This is a genomic window from Pseudomonas sp. Con_6, assembly GCF_059379395.1.
The window spans coordinates 3,813,686-3,835,989 of sequence record NZ_CM182011.1 but is presented as its reverse complement, the minus strand read 5'-3'; the positions used below and the strand labels follow the sequence as shown (position 1 = coordinate 3,835,989).

Genomic DNA, 22,304 nt, shown 5'->3' with positions numbered 1-22,304 from the left:
CCATGCCCAACGAATTTTCCCGCCGGGTGTTTCTCGGCAACAGCCTCGCCGTCGGTGGCGGCCTGATCCTCGGTTCCAGCCTGCTCAGCGGCTGCGGTGGCGGCGATCCCGCCGCCGTGGTGTCCAGCGCCGTTCCCGGTACCCCGGTGCGCGGCGGGCGCCTGCGGGTCGGCATCATCGATGGCGACCAGGCCGGCAACCTCGACGCGCACAAGCCGTCCGGCGGCGGGATCATTCGCGGCTGGGCGCTGTACAGCAAATTCTGGGAATGGAACGACGACGTCAGTACGCGCCTGGGCCTGGCCGAGTTCGCCGAGCCCAACGCCGACGCCAGCGCCTGGACCATCCGCATCCGGCCAGGCCTGGAGTTCCACCACGGCAAGACCATCACCTCGGACGACATGCTGTTCTCGATCCTGCGCCTGACCGATCCGAAGCTGGCCTCGCCCTATGCCGGGCTGGTCGGCGCCATCGATCGCCAGGCCCTGCGCAAGCTCGACGACAGGACCATCGAGATCCGCTTCAAGGAAGGCCGCAGCTTCTTCCCGCTGGATGAAACCCTGATCGCCTTCGGCGGTATCGTGCCCACCGACTACGATCCGAACAATCCGGTGGGCGCGGGGCCGTACCGCCTCAAGCGCTTCGTGCCGGGGCAGCGGGCGTTGTTCACCCGCTTCGAGAACTACTTCAAGCCCAACCAGCCCTATGCCGACGAGCTTGAAATCATCGAATTCAAGGACCAGGTCTCGCGCCTCGCGGCCCTGCGCGCCGGGCAGATCGACCTGGCCAGCGCGGTGCAGGCCGAGCACAGCGCACTGGTCAAGGCTGACCCGCGCCTGCAACTGGTAGCCTCGCCGACCACGTCGTTCAGCGGCTTCAACCTCAACACCGCCAAGGCGCCGTTCCAGGACGAACGGGTGCGCCAGGCCTTCCGCCTGCTGGCCGACCGGCAGGAGCTGGTAGGTCGTGGACTCAACGGTTTCGGCCGCATCGCCAACGACCTCTATTCGCCCCAGGACCCGACCTACAACCACGCCATCGAACAGCGCCCCTACGACCTGGACCAGGCCCGTTCGCTGCTGCGCCAGGCGGGTGCCACCGACCTGCGCCTGGAACTGACCACCACCGCCAACGAGGTCAACGCTGCGCTGGTGTTCGCCCAGCAGGCGAAGAAGGCCGGTGTGGAAATCAAGGTGACGCCGGTGGATGGCTCGGTATTCAACGGCCCGCAGAAGGAGCAGTGGCTGATGTCGCCGTGCTCGACCCCGGCCCGCGGTTTCCTCGCCACCGGCCTGCACAACGACGCGCCGCTGGCCATCTACAACCGCAGCAACTTCCGTGACGAGCGTTTCTCGCAACTGTTCACCCAGGCCCTCGGCCAGCCCGACCTGGACAAGCGTCGCGCGCTGGTCCACGAGGCCCAGACCATCCAGCACCAGCGCGGCGGCCTGCTGATCTGGGGCTTCACCGACGTGCTCGACGCCGCCTCGAACAAGGTCGGCGGCCTGCACGGCGAACAGACCACCTTCGCCTCCTGGCGCTTCGACAGCCTGTGGTTGAACCATGCCTGAACGTATCGCAACGCCTCGTTTGCCGGCCTGGCTGCCGTGGTTCCTCGGCCGCCTCGGCTACGGCCTGCTCACAGCCTGGGTCATCAGCCTGGTGGTGTTCATCGCCACTCAGGCGCTGCCCTCGGATCCGGCACGGGTGATCCTCGGTCCCGAGGCGCCGCTGGAGAGCATCCTCACCCTGCGCCAGCAGCTTGGCCTGGACCGGCCGATCCTGATCCAGTACCTCGGCTGGCTGGCGCAGATCCTCCGTGGCGACCTCGGTATCTCGCTGGATTCCGCGCAGCCGGTGGCGGAACTGCTGTTCATCCGCTTCGGCAATACCCTGGCATTGCTGCTCGGGGTCTTGCTGCTGGTGGTGCCGCTGGCCCTGGTGATCGGTGTCGGCCTGGCCCTGCGCCGTGACTCGCGTCTGGACCGCTGGGGCCTGGCGACCCTGATCGTGCTCAAGGCCACTCCGGGTTACCTGGTCGCCATCGGCCTGGTGCTGCTGTTCTCCATGCCGCATTTCGACCTGCTGCCGGCCGTGTCGCTGATCGACCCGGACCGCCCGCTGTGGCGCCAGCTCGACTACCTGGCGCTGCCGGTCCTGGCCCTGAGCCTGTCGGCGCTGCCGTACCTGGCGCGGCTGGTGCGGGCGTCGATGATCGAGACGCTGGATTCGGACTATGTCGGCGCCGCGCGCCTGCGCGGGCTGTCGGAGCGCCGCCTGGTCTGGTGCCACACCTTGCCCAACGCGCTGGTGCCGGCGATCCAGGGTGTGGCCCTGACCCTGCGGGTGCTGATCGGTGGCGCGCTGCTGGCAGAGGTGGTGTTCAGCTATCCCGGCATCGGCACCTTGCTCAACAGCGCGATCCAGATGCGCGACCTGCCACTGATCCAGGGCGCGGTGCTGGTCATCACCCTCGGCGTGGTGGCGATCAACCTGCTGGCCGACCTGCTGACCGTACTGCTGACCCCGAAATTGCGTACCGCGCGGCGCGCCGGACTGATCCAGCGCAGCCGTCGCGGCATCCAGAGCTGGTGGCGGCGTCCCGCGGCCAAGGCCCCCTGACAAGGAGTGATTCATGTTCGATGCACGATTCTGGCGTGAGCCTTCGATTCGCCGGGGTGCCCTGGTGACCCTGGCGGTGGTGCTGCTGGCGCTGCTCGGCCCGTGGCTGGCGCCCCATGCGCCGACCGACATGCTCGGCGGCGTGTATGGCCCGCCTGAGGCCGGTGCGCCGCTGGGGCATGACTTCCTCGGCCACGATGTGTTGTCGCGGCTGCTGGCCGGCGGGCTGTCGATCTTGTGGATGTCGGTGGCCGCCGCCGGCCTGGCCCTGCTGGTGGGTAGCGTGCTGGGCATGCTGGCGGGGCTGTCGCGGCAGCGCCTGGACCAGGCCATCACCTGGCTGGCGGATGTATGGCTGGCCTTTCCGGACTTGATCCTGGTGCTATTGATCGTGTCCATGCTCGGCCGCCAGCCATGGCTGATCGTGCTCACCGTGGCCATCGCCTTCACCCCTGGGGTGATCCGCCTGGCCCGTGGTAGCGCGGTATCGGTGGCCAGCCAGGAGTTCGTCGAGGCGGCTCAGATGATGGGCTTTTCCCGCACGCGAATCCTGCTGCGGGAGATCCTGCCCAATGTGCTGACGCCGCTGCTGGTGCACTTCGGCAACATGCTCACCTGGGGTATCGGCATGCTCTCTGGCCTGAGTTTTCTCGGCTACGGCGTGGCCCCGCCCGCCGCCGACTGGGGCCTGATGATCAATGAAAACCAGGCCGGCCTGCTGATCCAGCCCTGGGCCGTGCTGGCCCCGGCGCTGCTGATCGCGGTGTTCGCCTATGGCACCAACCTGCTGGCCGAAGGCATCGCCCGGTACAGCGCGGGAGCGCGCACATGAATGCATTCGTTCTTTCCACGCCCGTGGAATCGGGTATCGCGGCGTTGCAGGTGGAACGGCTGCGGGTCGAATTGGACAACGGTGCCGATGTCATCGAGCACATCGACTTCAGCCTGGCGCCGGGGGAGATCCTCGGCCTGGTGGGCGAGTCCGGCTCGGGCAAGACCACCCTGGCTACGGCGTTGCTCGCCCATGCGCGACGCGGTGCGCGGATCAGCGGCGGGCAGGTGCGGGTGGCCGGGACCGATCTGCTGGCTCTGCAGGGCGAGGCCCTGCGCCGTGCCCGTGGCGGGCTGATCGGCTATGTCGCCCAGGACCCGGCGCTGGCGCTGAATCCGGCGATCCGCATCGGCAAGCTGTTGCTGGAAACCTTGCAGGCCCATGAACCGGGGCTGGATCGCCAGGCGCGGGAACTGCGCCTGCAGCAGACCCTGGTGGAAGTCGGCCTGCCCGGGGATGACGAGTTTCTCCGGCGTTTCGCCCATCAACTCTCTGGCGGGCAGCAGCAACGGGTGATGCTGGCCCTGGCCTTTGTCCTGCGGCCGAAGCTGATCGTCCTCGACGAGCCGACCACCGCCCTCGATGTCGGCACCCGCGCGCACATCCTGCAAACCGTGCGCCGGCTGTGCAAGGAGCAGGGTGTGGCGGCGGTGTACGTGTCCCATGACCTGGGGGTGATCAAGGACCTGGTGGACCGGGTGATGGTGATGTACGCCGGGCGCATCGTAGAAGTGGCGAGCCGCGAGCGGTTGTTCGAGCGGCCGGGACATCCCTACACCCTGGGCTTGCTGGCGGCGATTCCGGAGGTGGGGCGCCAGCGGGTGCTGCGAGCAATTGCCGGGCATGCGCCCGCGCCGGGGCAGCGGCCTGTCGGCTGCGCCTTCGCCCCGCGTTGCTCGCGGCGCAGTGCGGCGTGCTCGGTGATCGAGCCGCCATTGCAGCTACTGGACGGCACGCAGGAGGTGGCTTGCCGGCATCCGCAACTGACCGTGTTGCCTGCGGAAGAGGCGGTGCCGGTGCGGGTGTTGTCGGAAGCGCGGGAGCCGTTGCTGGAGCTGCGCGAGCTGAACCTGAGCTACGACCGGCAGGTGCTCTTCGACCTGTCGCTGCAGGTGCACCGTGGCGAGTGCCTGGCGGTGGTGGGCGAGTCGGGCTCGGGCAAGACCAGCCTGGCGCGGACCCTGGCCGGTCTGGGGGATGGCGGGATCGGCCAGTTGCGTTTCGACGGCCAGCCGCTGAGCCTGGTGGCGCGCAAGCGTGACGCGGCGACCCGGCACCGGATCCAGTACATCTTCCAGAATCCCTATCGCGCGTTGAATCCGCGGCAATCGGTGTACCAGTGCCTGCAGGCGCCGCTGGAGCATTTTTTCGGCCTCAAGGGGGCTGAATGCCGGGCGCGGATCGAGGCGGCGTTGACGCGGGTGGCGTTGCCGGTGGAGACGGCGGGCAAGTACCCGCACCAGTTGTCCGGCGGCGAGCGCCAGCGGGTGGCAATCGCCCGGGCGCTGGTGTGCGAGCCCGAGGTGCTGATCTGTGACGAGGTGACCTCGGCGCTGGATGTATCGGTGCAGGCGGCGATCCTGGCTTTGTTGCGCGAGTTGCAGGAGGAGGGCATGACGCTGGTGTTCGTCACTCATGACCTGGGGGTGGTCAGGGCGATTGCCGATCGGGTGCTCGTGGTCAAGGAGGGCAGGATCGTCGAGGAGGGCGGCAGTGCCGAGGTGCTGGATCGGCCGGAGACGGAGTATGTGAAGGGGTTGGTGGCACAGGCGAAGTTCCAGCGGTGAGCTTCAGGGCCTCATCGCTGGCTTGCCAGCGATGAGGCCCTGGCGGGCAAAGCAATTCCCAGAGCGCGCCATCCCCATCCCAGTGCACACCCCCGCAAGAAATCCCCTGCATGCGCCATTCTGGCCCGCAATATGCTTTTACAGCTTCCATCGATTACTGATCGATCGATCAGGTCCGCGCAAACCCGCCAACTACAAGGCTTGCGCAGACAGTCTTAATCAGCCGCGTAGTCTCGGGATTACAGAATTTTCCCAGTAAACGCGGCGTTTATCGGAAGCGTCACAATGTCCCTACCCGAACTGCTCGCACCGGCGGATGACACCGCCGGCTGGAGCGCCGAGCTGAAATTGCGCTTTGTCCAGCGCAACGGGAGGACCTGTATTGGTGCGCGGCGTCATTTCGGACCTCTTTTGGTGCAGCGACCCTTCTACCCGGAGGGCGCCCCATGCCACGTCTATGTGCTGCACCCCCCAGGCGGCGTGGTCGGCGGTGACCGGCTGACCCTCGACGTGCACCTGGAACCCGGCAGCCACGCGCTGCTGACCATGCCCGGTGCCACCAAGTTCTACCGCAGCGCCGGCCCCGTTTCGGTGCTCAAGCAGCATTTTCATCTGGCCGAAGGCGCCACCCTGGAGTGGCTACCCCACGGCAACATCTGCTTTCCCGGTGCCCGGGCCCGCCTTGAGAACCGCTTCAGCCTGGCCCCCGGCGCCCGCCTGCTGGCTTGGGAAATCCTCTGCCTGGGCCGGCCGGTGATGAACGAAACCTTCAGCCACGGCGCGCTGGACAGCCTTCTGCAGATCGACCTGCCGGACGATCCCGGCCTGCACGAACGCCTGCGCATCGACGGCGACAGCCTGCACAAGCTCGCCGGCTACCCGCTGCAAGCCACTTTCTGCGCCGCCCCGGCCACCCCTGAGTTGCTGGAGCAGGCGCGCACCCTTATCGAGCATCTCGCCGTCCCCGCTGGCGCGACCCTGCTTGGCCAATTGCTGGTTGTCCGCCTGCTGGACCACGACAACCAACGCCTTCAATCCACCTTGCTGCGCCTGTGGCAGGCACTGCGTCCGGCCATTGTCGGCCTTGCGCCATGCCCGCCACGGATCTGGGCCACCTGAAGAGAGCGACCATGGAGCTGACCCCGAGAGAGAAAGACAAACTGCTGTTGTTCACCGCTGCGTTGCTCGCCGAGCGCCGCCTGGGCCGTGGCCTCAAGCTCAACTACCCGGAAGCGGTGGCACTGATCAGCGCGGCGGTGATGGAGGGCGCGCGTGACGGCCGCACTGTCGCCGAACTGATGAACCTGGGCCGCGAGGTGCTGGGCCGCGACCAGGTGATGGAGGGCGTGGCGGAGATGATCCACGACGTCCAGGTCGAAGCGACGTTCCCCGACGGGACCAAGCTGGTCACCGTCCATGACCCGATCGTCTGAGTCGGCATTAAAGAGGAGAGCAGGATGATTCCCGGAGAAATCCAGGTCGCCGACAGCGGCGATATCGAACTCAATGCCGGCCGCGCGACGATCAGTGTCAGCGTGGCCAACCATGGTGACCGGCCGGTGCAGGTCGGCTCGCACTATCACTTCTTCGAAGTCAACGACACTCTGGTGTTCGAGCGCGAGGCCACTCGCGGCTATCGCCTGGACATCCCGGCCGGCACCGCGGTGCGCTTCGAACCGGGGCAGGCGCGCAGCGTGACCCTGGTGCCCTACGTGGGCAAGCGCGAGGTCTACGGCTTCCAGGGCAAGGTCATGGGCAAGCTGGAGGCCGACGCATGAGCCGCATTTCCCGCAGGGCCTACGCCGACATGTTCGGCCCCACCGTCGGCGACCGCGTGCGCCTGGCCGACACCGAGCTGTGGGTCGAGGTGGAGAAGGACTTCACCCTCTATGGCGAAGAGGTCAAGTTCGGCGGCGGCAAGGTGATCCGCGACGGCATGGGCCAGGGCCAGATGCTCGCCGCCGAAGCCATGGACCTGGTGCTGACCAACGCCTTGGTCATCGACCACTGGGGCATCGTCAAGGCCGATATCGGGGTCAAGGACGGGCGCATCTTCGGCATCGGCAAGGCCGGCAACCCTGATGTGCAACCTGGCGTGACCCTGCCGGTGGGGCCGGGCACCGAGGTGATCGCCGCCGAAGGCAAGATCGTCACTGCCGGCGGCATCGACTCCCATATCCACTTCATCTGCCCGCAGCAGGTGGAAGAAGCGCTGACCTCGGGCATCACCACCTTCATCGGCGGCGGTACCGGGCCGGCTACCGGCACCAACGCCACCACCTGCACCTCCGGGCCCTGGTACCTGGCGCGCATGCTCCAGGCGGCGGATGAACTGCCGATCAACATCGGCCTGCTGGGCAAGGGTAACGCTTCCCGTCCCGAAGCCCTGCGCGAGCAGATCGCCGCCGGTGCCGTGGGCCTCAAGCTGCACGAGGACTGGGGCTCGACCCCGGCGGCCATCGACTGCTGCCTGGGCGTGGCCGAGGAAATGGACGTGCAGGTGGCGATTCACACTGACACCCTCAACGAATCCGGCTGCATCGAGGACACCCTGGCGGCCATCGGCGACCGCACCATCCACACCTTCCATACCGAAGGCGCGGGCGGCGGGCACGCGCCGGACATCATCCGCGCGGCCAGCTTCGCCAATGTGCTGCCGTCCTCGACCAACCCGACCCTGCCGTACACGGTCAACACCGTGGACGAGCACCTCGACATGCTGATGGTCTGTCACCACCTGGACACCAGCATCGCCGAGGACGTGGCTTTCGCCGAGTCGCGCATCCGCCGCGAGACCATCGCCGCCGAGGACATCCTTCACGACCTCGGTGCCTTCTCCATGACCTCGTCGGACTCCCAGGCCATGGGCCGGGTCGGCGAGGTGGTACTGCGCACCTGGCAGGTGGCGCACCAGATGAAGCTGCGCCGCGGGCCGCTGGCCGGGGATTCGTCGTACAGCGACAACGCCCGGGTCAAGCGCTACATCGCCAAGTACACCATCAACCCGGCGCTGACCCACGGCATCGCCCATGAGGTGGGCTCGCTGGAGGCCGGCAAGCTGGCCGATATCGTGCTCTGGTCGCCGGCGTTCTTCGGGGTCAAGCCGGCCCTGGTGATCAAGGGCGGGATGATCGCCACGGCGCCGATGGGCGATATCAATGGCTCGATCCCGACCCCGCAGCCGGTGCACTATCGGCCGATGTTCGGTGCCCTTGGCGCGGCGCGGCATGCCACACGGATGACTTTCCTCTCCCGCGAGGCCCTGGACCGTGGCGTGCACCAGCAACTCGGCCTGCGCAGCCTGATCGGACTGGCCCATGGCTGCCGCACGGTGCGCAAGGGCGACATGGTGCATAACGGCCTGATGCCGAATATCGAGGTGGATTCGCAGACCTACCAGGTGCGCGCCGACGGCGAGTTGCTGGTGTGCGAGCCGGCCACGGTGCTACCGATGGCCCAGCGTTACTTTCTGTTCTGAGCAAGGAGAACCTGATGATTCTGTTGACCCGCAGGGTGGAAGAGGGCGTTGCGACCGCCAGCGCCACGCTGAGCCTGGACACCCGGATCAAGAGCCGGGTGCGCATCACCCTCGACGACGGCCGTGATGCCGGGCTGCTGCTGGAACGCGGCCAATTGATCCGCGGTGGCGAGTTGCTGGCGGACGAGACGGGCGGGGAGGTGGTGCGGGTGATCGCCGCCGACGAGGAAGTCTCCAGCGTGTACTGCGCCGATCCTCTGGCTCTGGCCCGCGCCGCCTATCACCTGGGCAACCGTCATGTGCCGCTGCAGGTCGAGGCCGGTTTCCTGCGCTACCAGCATGACCATGTGCTGGACGACATGGTCCGTGGCTTCGGCCTTGACGTCGTGGTCGAGCAGGCACCGTTCGAACCGGAGGCGGGCGCCTACCAGAGTGCGCCGCACAGCCATGCCCATAGCGATCACCTGTTCGTCCGCCTGCCGGCCCAGGCCGCGTTGTGAATTCCAACAAGGAGAAACCCATGAAGAAACTGCTCGCCCTGACCCTGCTACTGGTCGCCGTTCCGGCCTTGGCCCACCCGGGCCATGACACCAATCCGCTGCAGGACGGCCTGCTGCACCCGCTGACCGGCCTCGACCACCTGTTGATGCTGCTCGGCACCGGCATTCTCGCGGCGCTGACCCGCAGTCGCCTGGTGCTGCCGGCGCTGACCCTGTTCGCCATGTTCAGCGGCGCGGTGCTGGGTCATCTGTTCGGTGGTGTGATCGGTATGGAAGAGATGATCCTCGGCTCGTTGCTGGTGGCCGGCGCCGCCATGCTCCTGCCGCGTCGCCAGTTGCTGCTGTCGCTGGTGATGCCGGTGTTCGCCCTGTTCCATGGCTGGGCCCATGGCGTTGAGTCCAGCCCGGGCGCGTTCTGGATGTTCAGCGCCGGTTTCGTCACCGTCAGCGGCCTGCTGCTGGTCGCCGGCTTCGGCGTCGGCTGCCTGCTGCGTCGCCACACCCGCCTGCAACAGGCCTTCGGCGGCGGCCTGCTGGCTGGCGCGGCGATGCTGATGGCGGGCTGATGGACAGCGCGCTGAAGCTGTTGCGCCTGTTGCAACTGTCCAGTCCCGGCCTGCCGGTGGGTGGTTTCACCTACTCGCAGGGGCTGGAGTGGGCGGTGGAGGCGGGCTGGGTGCAGGGCGCCGAGGGCTTTCGGGCCTGGCAACTGCAGCAGGTCGACGACACCCTCGGCTATCTCGACTGGCCGCTGCTGGCGCGTCTGTACCACGCCTGCGAGCGCGACGATGCCGAGGCCTTCGCCCATTGGACGCGCTTCCTGCTGGCCAACCGCGAGACCGCCGAGCTGCGCACTGAAGAACGCCAGCGCGGCGCGGCCCTGGCCCGCCTGCTGGATGGCTGGCAACTGGGCCAGGCGGCGCAGTGGCGAGCCAGTCTGGAACTGAGCCAACTGGGCGGCATGGCCTGGCTGGCGGTGCACTGGGGTATTCCCTTGCGCGATCTCGCCTTGGGTCATGGCTTCAGTTGGCTGGAAGGCGCAGTGATGGCCGGGGTCAAGCTGGTGCCATTCGGCCAGCAGGCGGCGCAGAGCCTGCTGCGTGATCTGTCCGAAGCCTTGCCGGCAGTGCTGGAGCGTGCACTGGCAGTGCCCGATGAAGAACTGGGCGGCGGCCTGCCATTGCTGGCGATCGCCTCGTCGCGCCACGAAACCCAATACACCCGATTGTTCCGATCCTGAGGAATTCGTTATGCAAAGCTACAAGCAACCCCTGCGTGTCGGCGTCGGTGGCCCGGTCGGGTCCGGCAAGACCGCGCTGCTGGAAGCGCTGTGCAAGGCCATGCGCGACCACTATGAAATCGCCGTGGTGACCAACGATATCTACACCAAGGAAGACCAGCGCATCCTCACCGAGGCCGGGGCCCTGGCACCGGAGCGCATCGTCGGTGTGGAGACGGGTGGCTGCCCGCATACCGCGATCCGCGAGGACGCCTCGATGAACCTGGCGGCAGTGGAAGAGCTGGCGCGCAAGTTCGGCAATCTGGAGGTGATCTTCGTCGAGAGTGGTGGTGACAACCTCAGTGCCACCTTCAGCCCGGAGCTGGCCGACCTGACCGTATACGTGATTGATGTCGCCGAGGGCGAGAAGATCCCGCGCAAGGGCGGGCCGGGGATCACCAAGTCGGACTTCCTGGTGATCAACAAGATCGACCTGGCGCCTTATGTCGGGGCTTCGCTGGAGGTGATGGAGAGTGATACCAGGCGCATGCGGCCGGAGCGGCCCTGGGCGTTCACCAACCTGAAGACCGGGCATGGGTTGCAGACCTTGATCGACTTCATCGTGGATCGGGGAATGTTGCGGGCGGTGTAAAGCCCGCTGGCCTCATCGTGGGCAACGCCCGCTCCCACCGGTGTCGCGGCGCACGCGGACCTTGTGGGAGCGGGCGTTGCCCACGATGGGGCCCTCAGTCCATTGCATAGAACACAGCCAGCCACACGGTTGGTTGCCCGGCATCCGTCCATTCCACCCGATGCCGACAGTGCGCCGGAATATCCAGGAAATCCCCCGGCCCCAACACCCGCGCCTCCACCTCATGCTCCAGGCGTACCGACGCCGAGCCGCTCAGCACCATCACCCATTCCCCCTCATCCTGGTCGTACCAGAAGTCCGGCGCACTGCTCTGCCCATTGGACACGATCCGCTCGATGCGCACCCCGGGTCGGGCCAGCAGATCATCGAAGCGCTCGTCCACGGACGATTCGCTCACTCCGCTAAACAGGTTGCTCAACATGGCTGAAACGTCCCTCGTATCGATTGGCAATGTGCTCTAAGGTTGCCATTTCCCGTGTGAGAAGGAACTCCCCATGAAGCATCCGCACCTGCTTTTCACCGCGCTGCTGCTCGGCACCAGCCAGTCCGCCCTGGCCGCGCTGCCCTCGGCGCCGGCCTATATCAACGACAGCGGTTACCCCGAGGCGGCCAAGCAGCGCATCCTCCCAGCGATGTTCGAACAGCAGCTCACCAGCACCCGCTATATCGCCAAGCCCGACAATCCATTGGTGACGGTCGCCGAATCCAGCGACTTCAAGCAGACCAGCACCTACGAGGAAAGCCGCGCCTGGCTGCGCAAGCTGGCCGCGGCGTCGGGCGGCAAGGTGGCCTTGAGCGAGTTGCCGGAAAAGAGCGCAGAGGGCTACCCCATGGTCCTTGCCGTGGTGTCCCTGTCCAGCGACAAGTCCCCCTCCGGCCTGAAGAAGACCGGCAAGCCGACGATCTTTGTCGAGGCCGAGATCCACCCTGGCGAATCCAACGGCAAGGACGCCATGTTCATGCTGCTGCGTGACATGACCACCGGCGACAAGCCCCTGGCCGCATTGCTGGAGCGGGTCAACATCCTGTTCATTCCCACGGTCAACATTGACGGCGACGTGCGCCGCAGCGCCTACGGGCGGATCAACCAGAACGGCCCGGACATCACCGGCTGGCGGGTCAACGGTCTCAACTACAACCTCAACCGCGACTTCACCAAGCTCGACAGTGCAGAAATCCGCAACGTCGCCTGGGTGTTCAACACCTACGAGCTGAGCTTCTTCGCCGACACCCATTCCACCGACGGCGCCATGTACCCCTACGACAGCTCGTACTGTCACAACGGCAACGGCTGGTCGCCGGCCAGCAGCGCCTGGATGGACAGCACGATGCGCGGCCCGGTGTACAAGGCGCTGCAGGACCAGGGCCATGTGGTCCACGAATGCATCAGCTTCAACGACAACCAGGACCCGACCCAGGGCTACTACCCGTACCGCACGGATCTGGCGCGTTTCTCCAATCAGTACGGTGATATCCGCAACGTGCCTTCGATCCTGATCGAGCAGCATGCGTTGCACCCATACCGCACCCAGGTGCTGGGCAACTATGTGATGCTCAAGGCGATGTTCGAGGTGATCGGCCAGCAGGCCGATTCGCTGCGCGCCGCCATCGAACAGGACCGCAAGCGTCTCGCCGCGCAGAAGGACGTGATCCTGACCTGGAAGCCCGGCAAGGCGCAAACCGTGCCTTTCACGGTGGGTGAATACCGCTATGAGGACTCGCCGATCACCGGTGCGAAGACCATCGTCTGGAGCAACCAGCCGAAGACCCTCGACGTCCCTGTCACCGGCAACACCGAGCCGGACCTGGTGGTCAAGCGGCCGAAGCAATACATCGTCCCCGCGCAGTGGCGCGATGTGATCGCCCGGCTCAAGGCCCATGGCATCGCCATGCGCACCCTGGACAAACCCACTGCAGTGGCGGTGACCCTGTACCGCATGGACGACGTGAAAGTGGCCGGCGGCTTCGAGCCGGATCGCGCTGCGGTCAACCAGATTCCCGGCTATGAAGGGCACCTGCTGGTTAGCGGTACCGGCAAGCCGTTCCAGCGCCTGCAGACCTTCCCGGCAGGCTCGGTGCTGATCGATGTCGACCAGCCGCTGGGCGTGCTGGCGGTGAACCTGCTGCACCCGGAAAGCCCGGATTCGTTCTGGTCCTGGGGCTTCTTCAACTCGACCCTGATCGCGGCGGAGGAGCCGGAGGAGTATGTGATGGAGCCAATGGCGAGGAGGATGCTGGAGCAGGATGCGGCGCTGAAGGCCGAGTTTGAACAGAAACTGAGGAACGACAAGGCATTTGCGGGCGATCCGACGGCGCGGCTGAACTGGTTTTATCAGCGCACGCCGTTCTATGACGTGAATGCTTTCGTCTACCCGGTTGGAACGGTGTACTGACGGGCGCAAGGGGCCCCATTTGTCTTGGTGGAGCGCCTGGACACGCCGACGACCCTTGCAGTGGTGCAGGACTGGTTGCTGGCGCAGGCTGCCATTTGAGTGTGCGGGTCAGGCCGTAGCCGGCAAGCTGCGTGTCGCCCGGTTGAAGATCCGCATCGAGGCCTTGCACTCCGGCGGGTAGCGCTCGAACAATTCCAGTACCCAGTCGGGCCGGGTCTTGCTTGCGTCGTTGAGCCAGTTGGCTACCGAGTCCTGCGGGTACTTGTCGGCTTCGGCCAGCAGGGGGATCAACAAGGCCTCGGCGATCTCCGGCTCTTTCTTGAGACGGGCGATGTGTTCGCACCAGACGCCACGTGGACGCAGAACCTCGACGCAGAAACGGCGCACCAGGGGATCGGCGTGTCCGGTGTGATGAGAGAGCAGGGCGAGGCTGCCCTCCAGGTCGCTCGCCAGTTGCGGGCGCAGCGCCAGCCAGGCCCACTCGCGGACGCCGAAATGCGGGTCGACGGCAAAGCGCAGTTGACTCGCCAGTGCCTGTTGCGCGCTGGCGTTGCGCAGCGCCCAGGCATTGGCGAAGGCGGCCCAGCCGCGCACGGTGTCTGAGGGGTGGGCGAACAGCAGTGGCTGCTGGTCACGTTGTCGCTCGCCGGCGGTTTCCAGCCATTGGCCGAGTGCCAGGCCAATTGTTGCAACTTTTTTCGAGATACCTTGCGAATGGCTGGCTTCTGCAGCGTCGCGAAGAGCCTCGGCGAGGGCCGGGTCGATGGTGGAGGCCAGGCTTGCGACCAGTGCGCGCTGGTCCACCGCGAGGCATTCGGCGAGGTTGCGGGTTTCGATACTGCCCTGATCGATAAGGTTTTTTCGGGCTTCGCTCATGTCCTTTCCCTGGGTCTTCAATCCTTGTGGCCGCAGACAACGCAGGCGTTCCGGCGGGGGGGCAGCGTAGCACGCAGGGCACTGATGGGGAGGTCTGCGTAGTCGTGAACAGACAATGGTGTCATATTGAGATCAATCGTTTGCGAATGTTACCATTCCCTTACTATAAGTAGGGTAATGCCGGGCACCGGAAGCCCGGGCAAAAGAGGTTTCCCGCCCTTGGGGGAACCGCATGGATGCCCAGCGCGTGAATTCCCTTCGGAACACTCCTGGCTCCCAAATGACTGTGGGAGCGAGCTTGCTTGCGCCTACAAGGAACTTCCAGATGTTCGGGTGAATTCACAGGTTGGAGAACGTTATGTCACAGGCATTCACGCTGAAGAACCTCAGCGTTACCCGCAAACTGGGCCTTGGCTTTGGCCTGCTGCTGGCCTTTGCCCTGCTGTTGTCGCTGCTGGGTGGCTTCGGGCTGCAGAACAGCAGTGCCTCTTTGTCGCGCATCAGTTTCATCAGCGGCCTGTTCGACGAGATCGTCTTCGCCCGCGAGGCCAACTACAACCTGGCCCTGAGCAATGATGCCCAACATCAGGCCGAGCACCAGGAACATCACGACAAGCTCAAGCAAGGCTTCGACCAACTGGTGCGCGATGCCCGCGAGGGGCGCTGGCCGGCGCAGGACCTAGGCGCCGCACAGAAGCTCCAGGCGGACTTGCAGGTCTACGGCGAGGCCCGCGACAAGGCCCGTTCGGTGGCCGAGCTGACCGCCGCCAACCAGTTGCTTTCGCAACTCCAGGATGGCGCTAACGCGCTGTACTACGCCGAGGAAGCCCGTGCGTCCGCTCAGGTGAGCAACACCCATCTGTTGCTGGCGGTCATCACCCTGGTGGCGATTGTCTGCGGCATCATCGTCGCCTTGCTGATCAGCCGGCAGATCGTCTACCCGCTGCGCGAGGCGGTGAAGACCGCGCAGCGCATTGCCGGCGGCGACCTGACCAGTGACACCCACTCTGTCCGGGATGACGAACTGGGCGTGCTGTTGCGCGCGCTGGACAGCATGAACGCCAGCCTGCGCGAAGTGATCTCGCAGATCGGCAGCGGCTCGCAGCAACTGGCGGCCTCGGCCTCGCAACTGGCGTCGATCACCAGCACCACCCGCGAAGGTATCGACAGCCAGCGTAACGAAACCGACATGGTCGCCACGGCGATGAACGAGATTGCCGCCACCGTGCAGGAAGTGGCGCGCAACTCCGAGCAAGCCGCCAGCGCGGCCAAGGGCGCCGACCATGAAGTGACCAGCGTGCTGGCCCTGTCGCAGCAGGCGATCCGGCAGATCGAGACGATGGCCAGCGGTGTCGGCATTTCCGCCGAATCCCTCGGCCGTCTGCAACAGGAATGTGGACGTATCGGCGCCATCCTCGACGTGATCAAGGCAGTGGCTGAACAGACCAATCTGCTGGCGCTCAACGCCGCCATCGAGGCCGCTCGGGCCGGCGAGGCGGGGCGTGGCTTTGCCGTGGTCGCCGATGAGGTGCGCAATCTGGCGCAGCGTACCCAGGCGTCGTCCAGCGAGATCGAGCAACTGATCATTACGCTGCAGCAGATCGCCAACGAAAGCAGCGGGATGATGCAGACCAATCTGGCCCAGACCAACGCTTCGGTCAGTGGTGTGCGCGACACTGGCATGGCCCTGGAGCACATCACACGGCAGGTCTCGAACATCCAGCAGATGAGCGAGCTGATCGCCACGGCTGCGGAAGAGCAGGCGGCGGTGACCGAGGAAATCAACCAGAGCGTCACCCGAGTGCGCGAGACTGCCGAGGAGTCGGCCACCGCCAGTGCGGAGATTTCCGCGGCCAGTACCGAACTGAGCCATCTTAGCCAGCAGTTGCACGGGATGGTCGGGCACTTCAGGTTCTGAATCTGATCCGTATTTTTCCGTGCTTTCTGAATCTGTTATGCAAACAGTCGCTTGAGGACAATAAGCCCCATGCAGACGGCCCCAGGACGGAGCGGGCGCTCCTGGTCCGGGTCGTCTGACCGGCTGATCACCCCGAGGTGGTCGCCGCGGTGATCAAGCGGAGGCAGTAATGGGCAAGATGGCGATTTTTCTTTTCGGGTTTCTGGCGTTGGCGATCGTGATCGGGGCATTGGGGACGATTTCGCCGGTTTGACTCAAGTGCCGGGTTTTTGCTGAGGGCCTCATCGCGGGCAACGCCCGCTCCCACAGGGTTCGACGTCGCTGCGGTCATTGTGGGAGCGGGCGTTGCCCGCGATAAGGCCAGTTGCCTATCCGCGGTGCTTCTCGTAGCGCACATCCCGCGCATCTACCCGACCGACTCGTTGCCAGCCCAGTCGCTGGTAGAAGCCATTGGCCCGGATCCCCGGGTTGCCGTCGGTGACCAGCCAGATCAGCGCATGGCGCTCGAACAGATATTCCTCGGCCCGCGCCATCAAGGCCCGGCCAATTCCCAAGCTCTCGAAACCCGGTCGGATGAACAGGGCGAACACCTCGCCGATCTCGCCATCGACCATGGCGAAGCCGGCGGCCTCGCCGTTGCGGTGGGCGATCCAGGCACAGGGTTCCTGCTCAAGAATCGAGGACAACGCCTCGGGGGTGATGCCCAGACCGGCCATCTGCTCGCGGGACAGGTGGTTCTGGGTAACGCTGGTGCGGATGTCGAACAGGGTTTCGACATCCGCCGCGGTGGCGATGCGCAATTCAAGGTTCATGCGGACTCCATTCTGCAAACGATTGCGCGACGCAGGATACCCGTCAGGGATCGTCACGTCTTGTTTCAGGTCACAAGGACATGCACGCTGGCGAATCACCGCACAGGGGAGTGTCCATGAACAGCAACGAACCAGGCCCCAACGAACCCTTCAAGCGCCTGTTCTTCGCCTTGCCCTGTGCTCCGGCGCAAGGCAAGGCGCTCTCGCGCTGGCGCGCCGACCTGCGCCTGCGCAGCGGCCGGCCGGTAGCGGCGGAGAACTTTCATTTGACACTGATGTTTCTCGGTACTGCAGGGGTGAGTCAGTTGCCTTCGATTCTCGAAGCGGCCGCGCGGGTGCCGCCGTTGGAACGTCTGACGCCGCTGGTACTCGATCGTTTGGAAGTCTGGCGTCGCAGCCAGGCCCTGGTCCTCACGGCGGAGCACCCCCCTGCGGCCTTGCTGCGTTGGGTGTACCAATTGCAGGAGGCAATGGCTCCGCTGGGCTTCATGGTCGATCCCCGGGAGTTTCGTCCGCATCTGACCCTGATGCGCGATTTCCACAACGAAGTGCCTGAGGCGATGTCGGCGCCCGAGTTTCGCTGGAGCGCGCGGGAGTTTGTCCTGTACGAGTCGTACAAGGGGCGCTATCAAGCCCTGGCGCAGTGGCCGCTGTTGACTCAGGTCGGCTGATCAAAAGTCAGGTCACCGGTGCGGCACCGTTCCTATACTCCAAACAGGTCCTCGTGCGTGGCGGGGTAAGGTCTTGAACCGGCATCCCTTGAGTCTCGCGTTGCTGTTGGCGCTGCTGGTCCTCGCGGGCTGCGGTTCACGCCAGCGCGTGCCAGAAACGCCGCCGGTGGTGCTGTCGCCCGCTGCCTGGCAGCAAGTGGATCGCGAGATCGTCATGGCTTCCCGCGGTGCCGCTGGCTCGGCCGGGGATTACGCTCGGCGCTCGATGCAGGTATGGCGCGAGGAAGTGCAGAAGCATACCGAGTCGAATTTCATTCCCTGGTTCACCGGCTACTGGACCCAGCAATGGCTGACCCTCAAAGTCGCCTGGTACAAGATGAGCAAGGACCGCGATCACCCCGATAGTGATAACCGCCTGGCGCTGTACCTGCAGGAGGCTTATCGCGAGCGGGTGCTGGAGCCGGTCGCCGAGCAGATCAACCCTGATCTGATCCGCGAACGCGCCACCGAACTGTACGTGCAGTTGCTGGGTCGGGAGGTGGCGGGTATCCAGCAGCGTTATCGACCAGCGCCCGACCAGTTCGCCCTGCACCTGAATCGCATTCCTGCCATCGCCCTCGGTCCTCCCGCGGCGCGTGATGCCAGCCTGCAGCAACTGTTGGCGGCACAGCCGTTCATCAAGTTGCCGGCCTGGCGGGCTCTGGACGAGCAGATTCGCAAAGGCGCTGCGGTGAACGCCTCGGCGTCCGACAAGGGCCTGTCATCGGTGGCGAGCAAGGCCAGCTCCCGCCTGGAAGCGACACTGGCTCCCCGTGGTGCCCTGAGCGCCGTGGCGGCGGCGGTGGGCAAAGCGGCCGGGATGGCGATATCCGTAGCCTCGGCGGGGATCGGCGCGATGATGCATGAGAGCGACCGGCCGGAAATGGTCGAGCAACTGCGGGTGATCCTTAACGTGGCGCTGAACGAGGAGTGGCAAAACCTGATGGAGAATCATGCCACGGGGGTCATGGCCGGGGTCTGGTCGTTGTCGGGGCAGGTCGAGGGAAATCTGTCGGTCCCGGCGCAGATGACGCCGCGGATGGATGCGTTGCCGTAGAAAGGAGGATGGGGAGTTAAAGTGAATTCTAGATTTATTAAAAATATATTTAAAACAATAGGTTAATTCAGTTTCATGATGTTTTTTATTGGATTCGAAGCATGAAAAAGGCCGTATCGAAGAAAATTTCGATACGGCCATTAGTCGTTTTAAATCAGTAGTTTACGATGCTTTCTTCAAGCGATGCTTTGAGTCTTGCTTTGTTGCTTCTTGCTTACCTGAGCACGGCATGCTTCACCGAACGCTTCGAACATGCGCACCGAATCCGGGTTCTTCGCGGCCTGCCATTCCGGGTGCCATTGCACTGCGAACAGGAAGGGCGAAAGGCTCGGTGCGTGGATGGCCTCGACCAGGCCGTCCTCGGCGTGAGCCAGCGGCTCGACGCCTTCGCCCAGGGTCTTCAGGCCCTGACCGTGCAGCGAGTTGACGCGGATTTCGTCGCTTTCCAGCAGTTCCTGCAGCCAACTGCCAGGCTTGAGGCGCACGCTATGGGACGGGGCATATTGCACGTCCACCGGATCGTCCGGGTTTTCCCGGTGGTCGTTGAAACCTGGCTCGGCGTAGACCTTCTGGTAGATGTCACCACCCAGTGCCACGTTGATTTCCTGCATGCCACGGCAGATGCCGAAGATCGGCAGGCCACGGGCGATCGCCAGTTGCACCAGGGGCAGGTCGAACAGGTCGCGGTCGCGGTCCTGGGCCTTGCCCGGAGTCTCGTTTTCCTGGCCGTAGAGGGCAGGGTCGATGTTGCTGCCGGCACCGGTGAGGTACACGCCGTCGGCCATGTCCAGGTATTGCTCGAGGTCTTCGACGCCGCAGCAGGTCGGAACCAGGACCGGGACGCAGTCGGCATGTTCCACCAGCGGGACGATGTACTTGTGGGTCATTACCTGGTAGTCGTGACCCTTGCGCTCTTGAGTGCCCATGGTCATCAGGACCACGGGTTTGCGGGATTTCTGATTCTTATTGCCAATGTTGCTGTTGGGCATATGTCACCTTGGGACAGGCGCAGCCTGTCATTGTTGTGCAGGCGCACCGGTGCGGACCTGATGCTGCCTGAGGTTTCGAGCACTGCCGGGTGCACGCGAACGTCGATTCCCGGTCGAAACCTGCCCCATAGCTTGCCAGAGCCGTTAAATATATCAAGCGGAATCCGGTTTTTGTGTGCGTATTTTTTAACGTAAAGCCTTGGATTTATCGTTTAACTACCTGATCAGGCAAGCAGAAATGTCAGGTTTACCTCACAGACCAGTTCAATATTTTTGACGAGTGATCCAGCGTGCCGCTGTCGAAACTTGCGGCCCGCCGGTCCGCCTCTTAAGCTGCGGAATCTCCGTCGATAACAGCCTGATCATGCCCATTCCAAGACCTTCCCTGACCCTCACTCTGTTGCAGGCCCGCGAGGCTGCCATGGCCTTCTTCCGTCCCTCCCTCAACGAACACGGGCTCACCGAGCAGCAGTGGCGGGTGATCCGCATCCTGCGCCAGCAGGGCGAGCTGGAAAGCCATCAACTGGCCGAGCAGGCCTGCATCCTCAAGCCGAGCATGACCGGCGTGCTCAGCCGCCTGGAGCGTGACGGCCTGGTGCGACGCAAGAAATCCACCCAGGACCAGCGCCGGGTTTTCGTCGGCCTCACCGAGCAGGGCCAACAGTGCTTCATCGATATGAGCGAGGACATGGAGCGCAACTACCAGCGCATCCTCGAACAGTTCGGCGACGAAAAGCTGCAGTCACTGCTGGGATTGCTGAACGAACTCAAGAACGTAAAGCCCTGATCCGTGGCACGTCATTCGCGCAACTGAAAAGTCCTACATATACTGTCGGGTATCCGCAACAGTCTGCCGTCGTTGGTCGGACCACGACGTCTCTATGCCCGGTGGTAGTGCCGTATCCGCAGTAGCCCGCACGCGAGTCGTCATTTCAGGCGCTACAGAGGGCAATTGCGATGGACTTCATTGGCTTGGCTGTTCAGATCATCAGTGGTGCGGTAGGCGGCAATGCGGCGGGGACCCTGAGCAAGCAGGGCATGGGCCCGGTGCTCAACTCCGTGCTCGGCGGGGTTGGTGGCGTGGTGCTGGGGCAGGTGCTTGCCGCGGTGACCGGCGATCAGTCCCTGAGCCAGGCGGGGGCCGAAGGCAGCCTGGATCTTCCTGCCATCATCAGTAGCGTGATCGGCGGTGGTGCCGGTGGCGCGGTGCTGACCTGGGTGGTGGGGTTCGTCAAGAGCAAGATGCAGCCGCATTAGCGAGGTCGTCTGTTCTGGCCTTATCGCGGGCAACGCCCGCTCCCACAAGGTCCGCGTCGCATCTGGACCCTGTGGGAGCGGGCGTTGCCCGCGATAGGCCATCAGCCCCCCCTCCTCAATGAGCGGGACAGCCCTGCGCCTTCACTGTCCGCACCGTAGTCGCCGGATTCTTCGCCAGTTTTTCCCCGACCCGTGCCGGCCGCGGTTGTAATTCACCCCCGCAGTTCGGGCACTTGCCCTTGAGCGTGTCTTCGGCACAGCTACGGCAATAGGTGCATTCGAACGAGCAGATCATCGCCTCGCGGCTGTCGCCGGGCAGTGGCGTGGCACAACATTCACAGCAAGGGCGAAGTTCCAGCATCGGGGCGTTCCTTTCCAAAGGTGGTCGTCGCGGTAATGTGCAGCCGCCCTGATGGCAATGCAATACACCTCAAGGCCGATAGAGGTGCGCATGCCCCGCGCGGTACAGCGCCGACTCGCTGAAGCTGTCGCTGGCCAGCACCCTTCCCACGAGGATCAGCGCCGTGCGCCGGAACCCCTTGGCCCCGGTCAGCGCGACGATATCGTCCAGGGTGCCGAGCACCCAGTCCTGGTCCGGCCAGGTGGCGCGATGGACCACGGCGATCGGGCAATCGCCGCCGTAATGCGGGCGCAGTTCCTCGACGATCCGCGCCAGATGACGCACGCCAAGGTGGATCGCCATCGTGGTCTTGTGGGCTGCCAGGCTGGCCAGGGCTTCGCCCTCGGGCATCGGCGAAGAATCGGCGAAGCGGGTGAGGATCACGCTCTGGGCGATATCCGGCAGGGTCAGCTCGCAGCCCAGCAGGGCCGCGCTGGCTGCTGTGGCGGTGACACCGGGGATAATCTCGTAGGGAATGTTCAGCTCACGCAGGTGGCGGATCTGCTCGCCGATGGCGCCATACAGGCTCGGGTCGCCACTGTGCACCCGGGCAACGTCCTGGCCTTTCTCGTGCGCGATGCGAATCCTCTCGATGATCTGCTCCAGATGCAGTTCGGCACTATTGATCACGGTCTCGGCCGTGTGTCCGTCGAGAACTGCGGTGGGCACCAGGGAACCGGCGTAGATGATCACCGGACACTGGCGAATCAGGCGCTGGCCCTTGACGGTGATCAGCTCCGGATCGCCGGGGCCGGCGCCGATGAAATAGACGGTCATGCTGGGGTCTCTGAACGGAAGGCGG

At 64.8% G+C, this 22,304-nt stretch carries 24 protein-coding genes and 1 pseudogene; 19 read left to right on the top strand and 6 right to left on the bottom strand.

Translation table 11 applies throughout. From position 1 onward, the window contains the following. Positions 1-2: 2 nt before the first annotated feature. The 12 genes from AC5QPF_RS17050 (at position 3) to ureG (ending at position 11,090) form a co-directional block, all read left to right on the top strand. The gene (locus AC5QPF_RS17050; RefSeq protein ID WP_494959007.1) at positions 3-1,571 is read left to right on the top strand and encodes an ABC transporter substrate-binding protein; all 1,569 of its coding nucleotides are present in this window, start codon (positions 3-5) and stop codon (positions 1,569-1,571) included. Continuing rightward, entirely contained in the window at positions 1,564-2,622 is a 1,059-nt protein-coding gene (locus tag AC5QPF_RS17045; RefSeq protein ID WP_494959006.1) for an ABC transporter permease subunit, read from the top strand. Before AC5QPF_RS17050 ends, AC5QPF_RS17045 begins: the two co-directional genes overlap by 8 nt. 13 nt (positions 2,623-2,635) lie before the next feature. Beyond that, positions 2,636-3,454: an ABC transporter permease subunit gene (locus AC5QPF_RS17040; RefSeq protein WP_494959005.1), complete on the top strand. Its 819-nt coding sequence runs from the start codon at positions 2,636-2,638 to the stop codon at positions 3,452-3,454. Then, entirely contained in the window at positions 3,451-5,241 is a 1,791-nt protein-coding gene (locus tag AC5QPF_RS17035) for a dipeptide ABC transporter ATP-binding protein (RefSeq protein WP_494959004.1), read from the top strand. The genes AC5QPF_RS17040 and AC5QPF_RS17035 overlap by 4 nt, the downstream gene beginning before the upstream one ends. Before the next feature lie 285 nt (positions 5,242-5,526). Further along, positions 5,527-6,360, top strand: coding sequence for an urease accessory protein UreD (locus tag AC5QPF_RS17030; protein WP_494959003.1), 834 nt, complete (start codon positions 5,527-5,529; stop codon positions 6,358-6,360). Between the two features lie 11 nt (positions 6,361-6,371). Beyond that, complete coding sequence (locus tag AC5QPF_RS17025) at positions 6,372-6,674, top strand: urease subunit gamma (RefSeq protein ID WP_494959002.1); 303 nt, start codon at positions 6,372-6,374, stop codon at positions 6,672-6,674. A 24-nt stretch (positions 6,675-6,698) separates the two neighbouring features. Further along, on the top strand, positions 6,699-7,019 hold the full coding sequence (locus tag AC5QPF_RS17020) for an urease subunit beta (RefSeq protein WP_494959001.1): 321 nt from the start codon (positions 6,699-6,701) through the stop codon (positions 7,017-7,019). Continuing rightward, entirely contained in the window at positions 7,016-8,719 is a 1,704-nt protein-coding gene (gene ureC / locus AC5QPF_RS17015; RefSeq protein ID WP_494959000.1) for an urease subunit alpha, read from the top strand. The genes AC5QPF_RS17020 and ureC overlap by 4 nt, the downstream gene beginning before the upstream one ends. A gap of 14 nt (positions 8,720-8,733) precedes the next feature. Further along, positions 8,734-9,219 carry an urease accessory protein UreE gene (gene ureE, locus AC5QPF_RS17010; RefSeq protein WP_494958999.1) on the top strand — a complete coding sequence of 162 codons (486 nt, stop codon included), beginning with the start codon at positions 8,734-8,736 and terminating at the stop codon, positions 9,217-9,219. Between the two features lie 20 nt (positions 9,220-9,239). Then, positions 9,240-9,785 carry a HupE/UreJ family protein gene (locus tag AC5QPF_RS17005; protein ID WP_494958998.1) on the top strand — a complete coding sequence of 182 codons (546 nt, stop codon included), beginning with the start codon at positions 9,240-9,242 and terminating at the stop codon, positions 9,783-9,785. Continuing rightward, positions 9,785-10,459, top strand: a complete 675-nt coding sequence (locus AC5QPF_RS17000; protein WP_494958997.1) for an urease accessory UreF family protein — start codon at positions 9,785-9,787, stop codon at positions 10,457-10,459. Before AC5QPF_RS17005 ends, AC5QPF_RS17000 begins: the two co-directional genes overlap by 1 nt. A gap of 10 nt (positions 10,460-10,469) precedes the next feature. Continuing rightward, positions 10,470-11,090 carry an urease accessory protein UreG gene (ureG, locus tag AC5QPF_RS16995; RefSeq protein WP_042128532.1) on the top strand — a complete coding sequence of 207 codons (621 nt, stop codon included), beginning with the start codon at positions 10,470-10,472 and terminating at the stop codon, positions 11,088-11,090. A 94-nt stretch (positions 11,091-11,184) separates the two neighbouring features. Here ureG and AC5QPF_RS16990 read toward each other — a convergent pair whose 3' ends face one another. After that, a complete protein-coding gene (locus AC5QPF_RS16990) occupies positions 11,185-11,511 on the bottom strand; it encodes a cupin domain-containing protein (protein ID WP_494958996.1) in 327 nt (108 codons plus the stop codon). 73 nt (positions 11,512-11,584) lie between these two features. Between AC5QPF_RS16990 and AC5QPF_RS16985 the strand changes: the two genes are divergently transcribed. Continuing rightward, positions 11,585-13,483, top strand: coding sequence for a M14 family zinc carboxypeptidase (locus tag AC5QPF_RS16985; RefSeq protein WP_494958995.1), 1,899 nt, complete (start codon positions 11,585-11,587; stop codon positions 13,481-13,483). Between the two features lie 108 nt (positions 13,484-13,591). Here AC5QPF_RS16985 and AC5QPF_RS16980 read toward each other — a convergent pair whose 3' ends face one another. Beyond that, entirely contained in the window at positions 13,592-14,359 is a 768-nt protein-coding gene (locus AC5QPF_RS16980) for a hypothetical protein (RefSeq protein WP_494958994.1), read from the bottom strand. Between the two features lie 358 nt (positions 14,360-14,717). On the opposite strand from AC5QPF_RS16980, the pseudogene AC5QPF_RS16975 reads away from it, so the two are divergent. Together AC5QPF_RS16975 and AC5QPF_RS16970 are read left to right on the top strand one after the other, a co-directional pair. Next, positions 14,718-15,371, top strand: a pseudogene (locus AC5QPF_RS16975) (hypothetical protein); the annotation flags it as partial. A 42-nt stretch (positions 15,372-15,413) separates the two neighbouring features. Further along, positions 15,414-16,277, top strand: a complete 864-nt coding sequence (locus tag AC5QPF_RS16970; RefSeq protein WP_494964192.1) for a methyl-accepting chemotaxis protein — start codon at positions 15,414-15,416, stop codon at positions 16,275-16,277. A gap of 368 nt (positions 16,278-16,645) precedes the next feature. Here the strand turns inward: AC5QPF_RS16970 and AC5QPF_RS16965 are convergent, their stop codons facing one another. Continuing rightward, the gene (locus tag AC5QPF_RS16965) at positions 16,646-17,089 is read right to left on the bottom strand and encodes a GNAT family N-acetyltransferase (RefSeq protein WP_494958993.1); all 444 of its coding nucleotides are present in this window, start codon (positions 17,087-17,089) and stop codon (positions 16,646-16,648) included. Between the two features lie 116 nt (positions 17,090-17,205). Here AC5QPF_RS16965 and thpR point away from each other — a divergent pair, with 116 nt between their 5' ends. Together thpR and AC5QPF_RS16955 are read left to right on the top strand one after the other, a co-directional pair. Next, the gene (gene thpR / locus AC5QPF_RS16960; RefSeq protein ID WP_494958992.1) at positions 17,206-17,760 is read left to right on the top strand and encodes an RNA 2',3'-cyclic phosphodiesterase; all 555 of its coding nucleotides are present in this window, start codon (positions 17,206-17,208) and stop codon (positions 17,758-17,760) included. Positions 17,761-17,833: 73 nt separating this feature from the next. Further along, positions 17,834-18,856 carry a hypothetical protein gene (locus AC5QPF_RS16955; RefSeq protein WP_494958991.1) on the top strand — a complete coding sequence of 341 codons (1,023 nt, stop codon included), beginning with the start codon at positions 17,834-17,836 and terminating at the stop codon, positions 18,854-18,856. A 176-nt stretch (positions 18,857-19,032) separates the two neighbouring features. Here the strand turns inward: AC5QPF_RS16955 and AC5QPF_RS16950 are convergent, their stop codons facing one another. Further along, positions 19,033-19,845 carry a gamma-glutamyl-gamma-aminobutyrate hydrolase family protein gene (locus tag AC5QPF_RS16950; protein WP_494958990.1) on the bottom strand — a complete coding sequence of 271 codons (813 nt, stop codon included), beginning with the start codon at positions 19,843-19,845 and terminating at the stop codon, positions 19,033-19,035. Between the two features lie 364 nt (positions 19,846-20,209). Here AC5QPF_RS16950 and hpaR point away from each other — a divergent pair, with 364 nt between their 5' ends. Then, positions 20,210-20,632, top strand: coding sequence for a homoprotocatechuate degradation operon regulator HpaR (hpaR, locus tag AC5QPF_RS16945; RefSeq protein WP_458976766.1), 423 nt, complete (start codon positions 20,210-20,212; stop codon positions 20,630-20,632). A 170-nt stretch (positions 20,633-20,802) separates the two neighbouring features. Then, positions 20,803-21,102, top strand: a complete 300-nt coding sequence (locus AC5QPF_RS16940) for a hypothetical protein (RefSeq protein ID WP_494958989.1) — start codon at positions 20,803-20,805, stop codon at positions 21,100-21,102. A 115-nt stretch (positions 21,103-21,217) separates the two neighbouring features. On the opposite strand, the gene AC5QPF_RS16935 is transcribed toward AC5QPF_RS16940, so the two are convergent. Together AC5QPF_RS16935 and cobM are read right to left on the bottom strand one after the other, a co-directional pair. Next, positions 21,218-21,463: a DUF1272 domain-containing protein gene (locus tag AC5QPF_RS16935; protein ID WP_494958988.1), complete on the bottom strand. Its 246-nt coding sequence runs from the start codon at positions 21,461-21,463 to the stop codon at positions 21,218-21,220. A gap of 69 nt (positions 21,464-21,532) precedes the next feature. Further along, entirely contained in the window at positions 21,533-22,279 is a 747-nt protein-coding gene (gene cobM / locus AC5QPF_RS16930) for a precorrin-4 C(11)-methyltransferase (protein ID WP_494958987.1), read from the bottom strand. Positions 22,280-22,304: the final 25 nt, after the last annotated feature.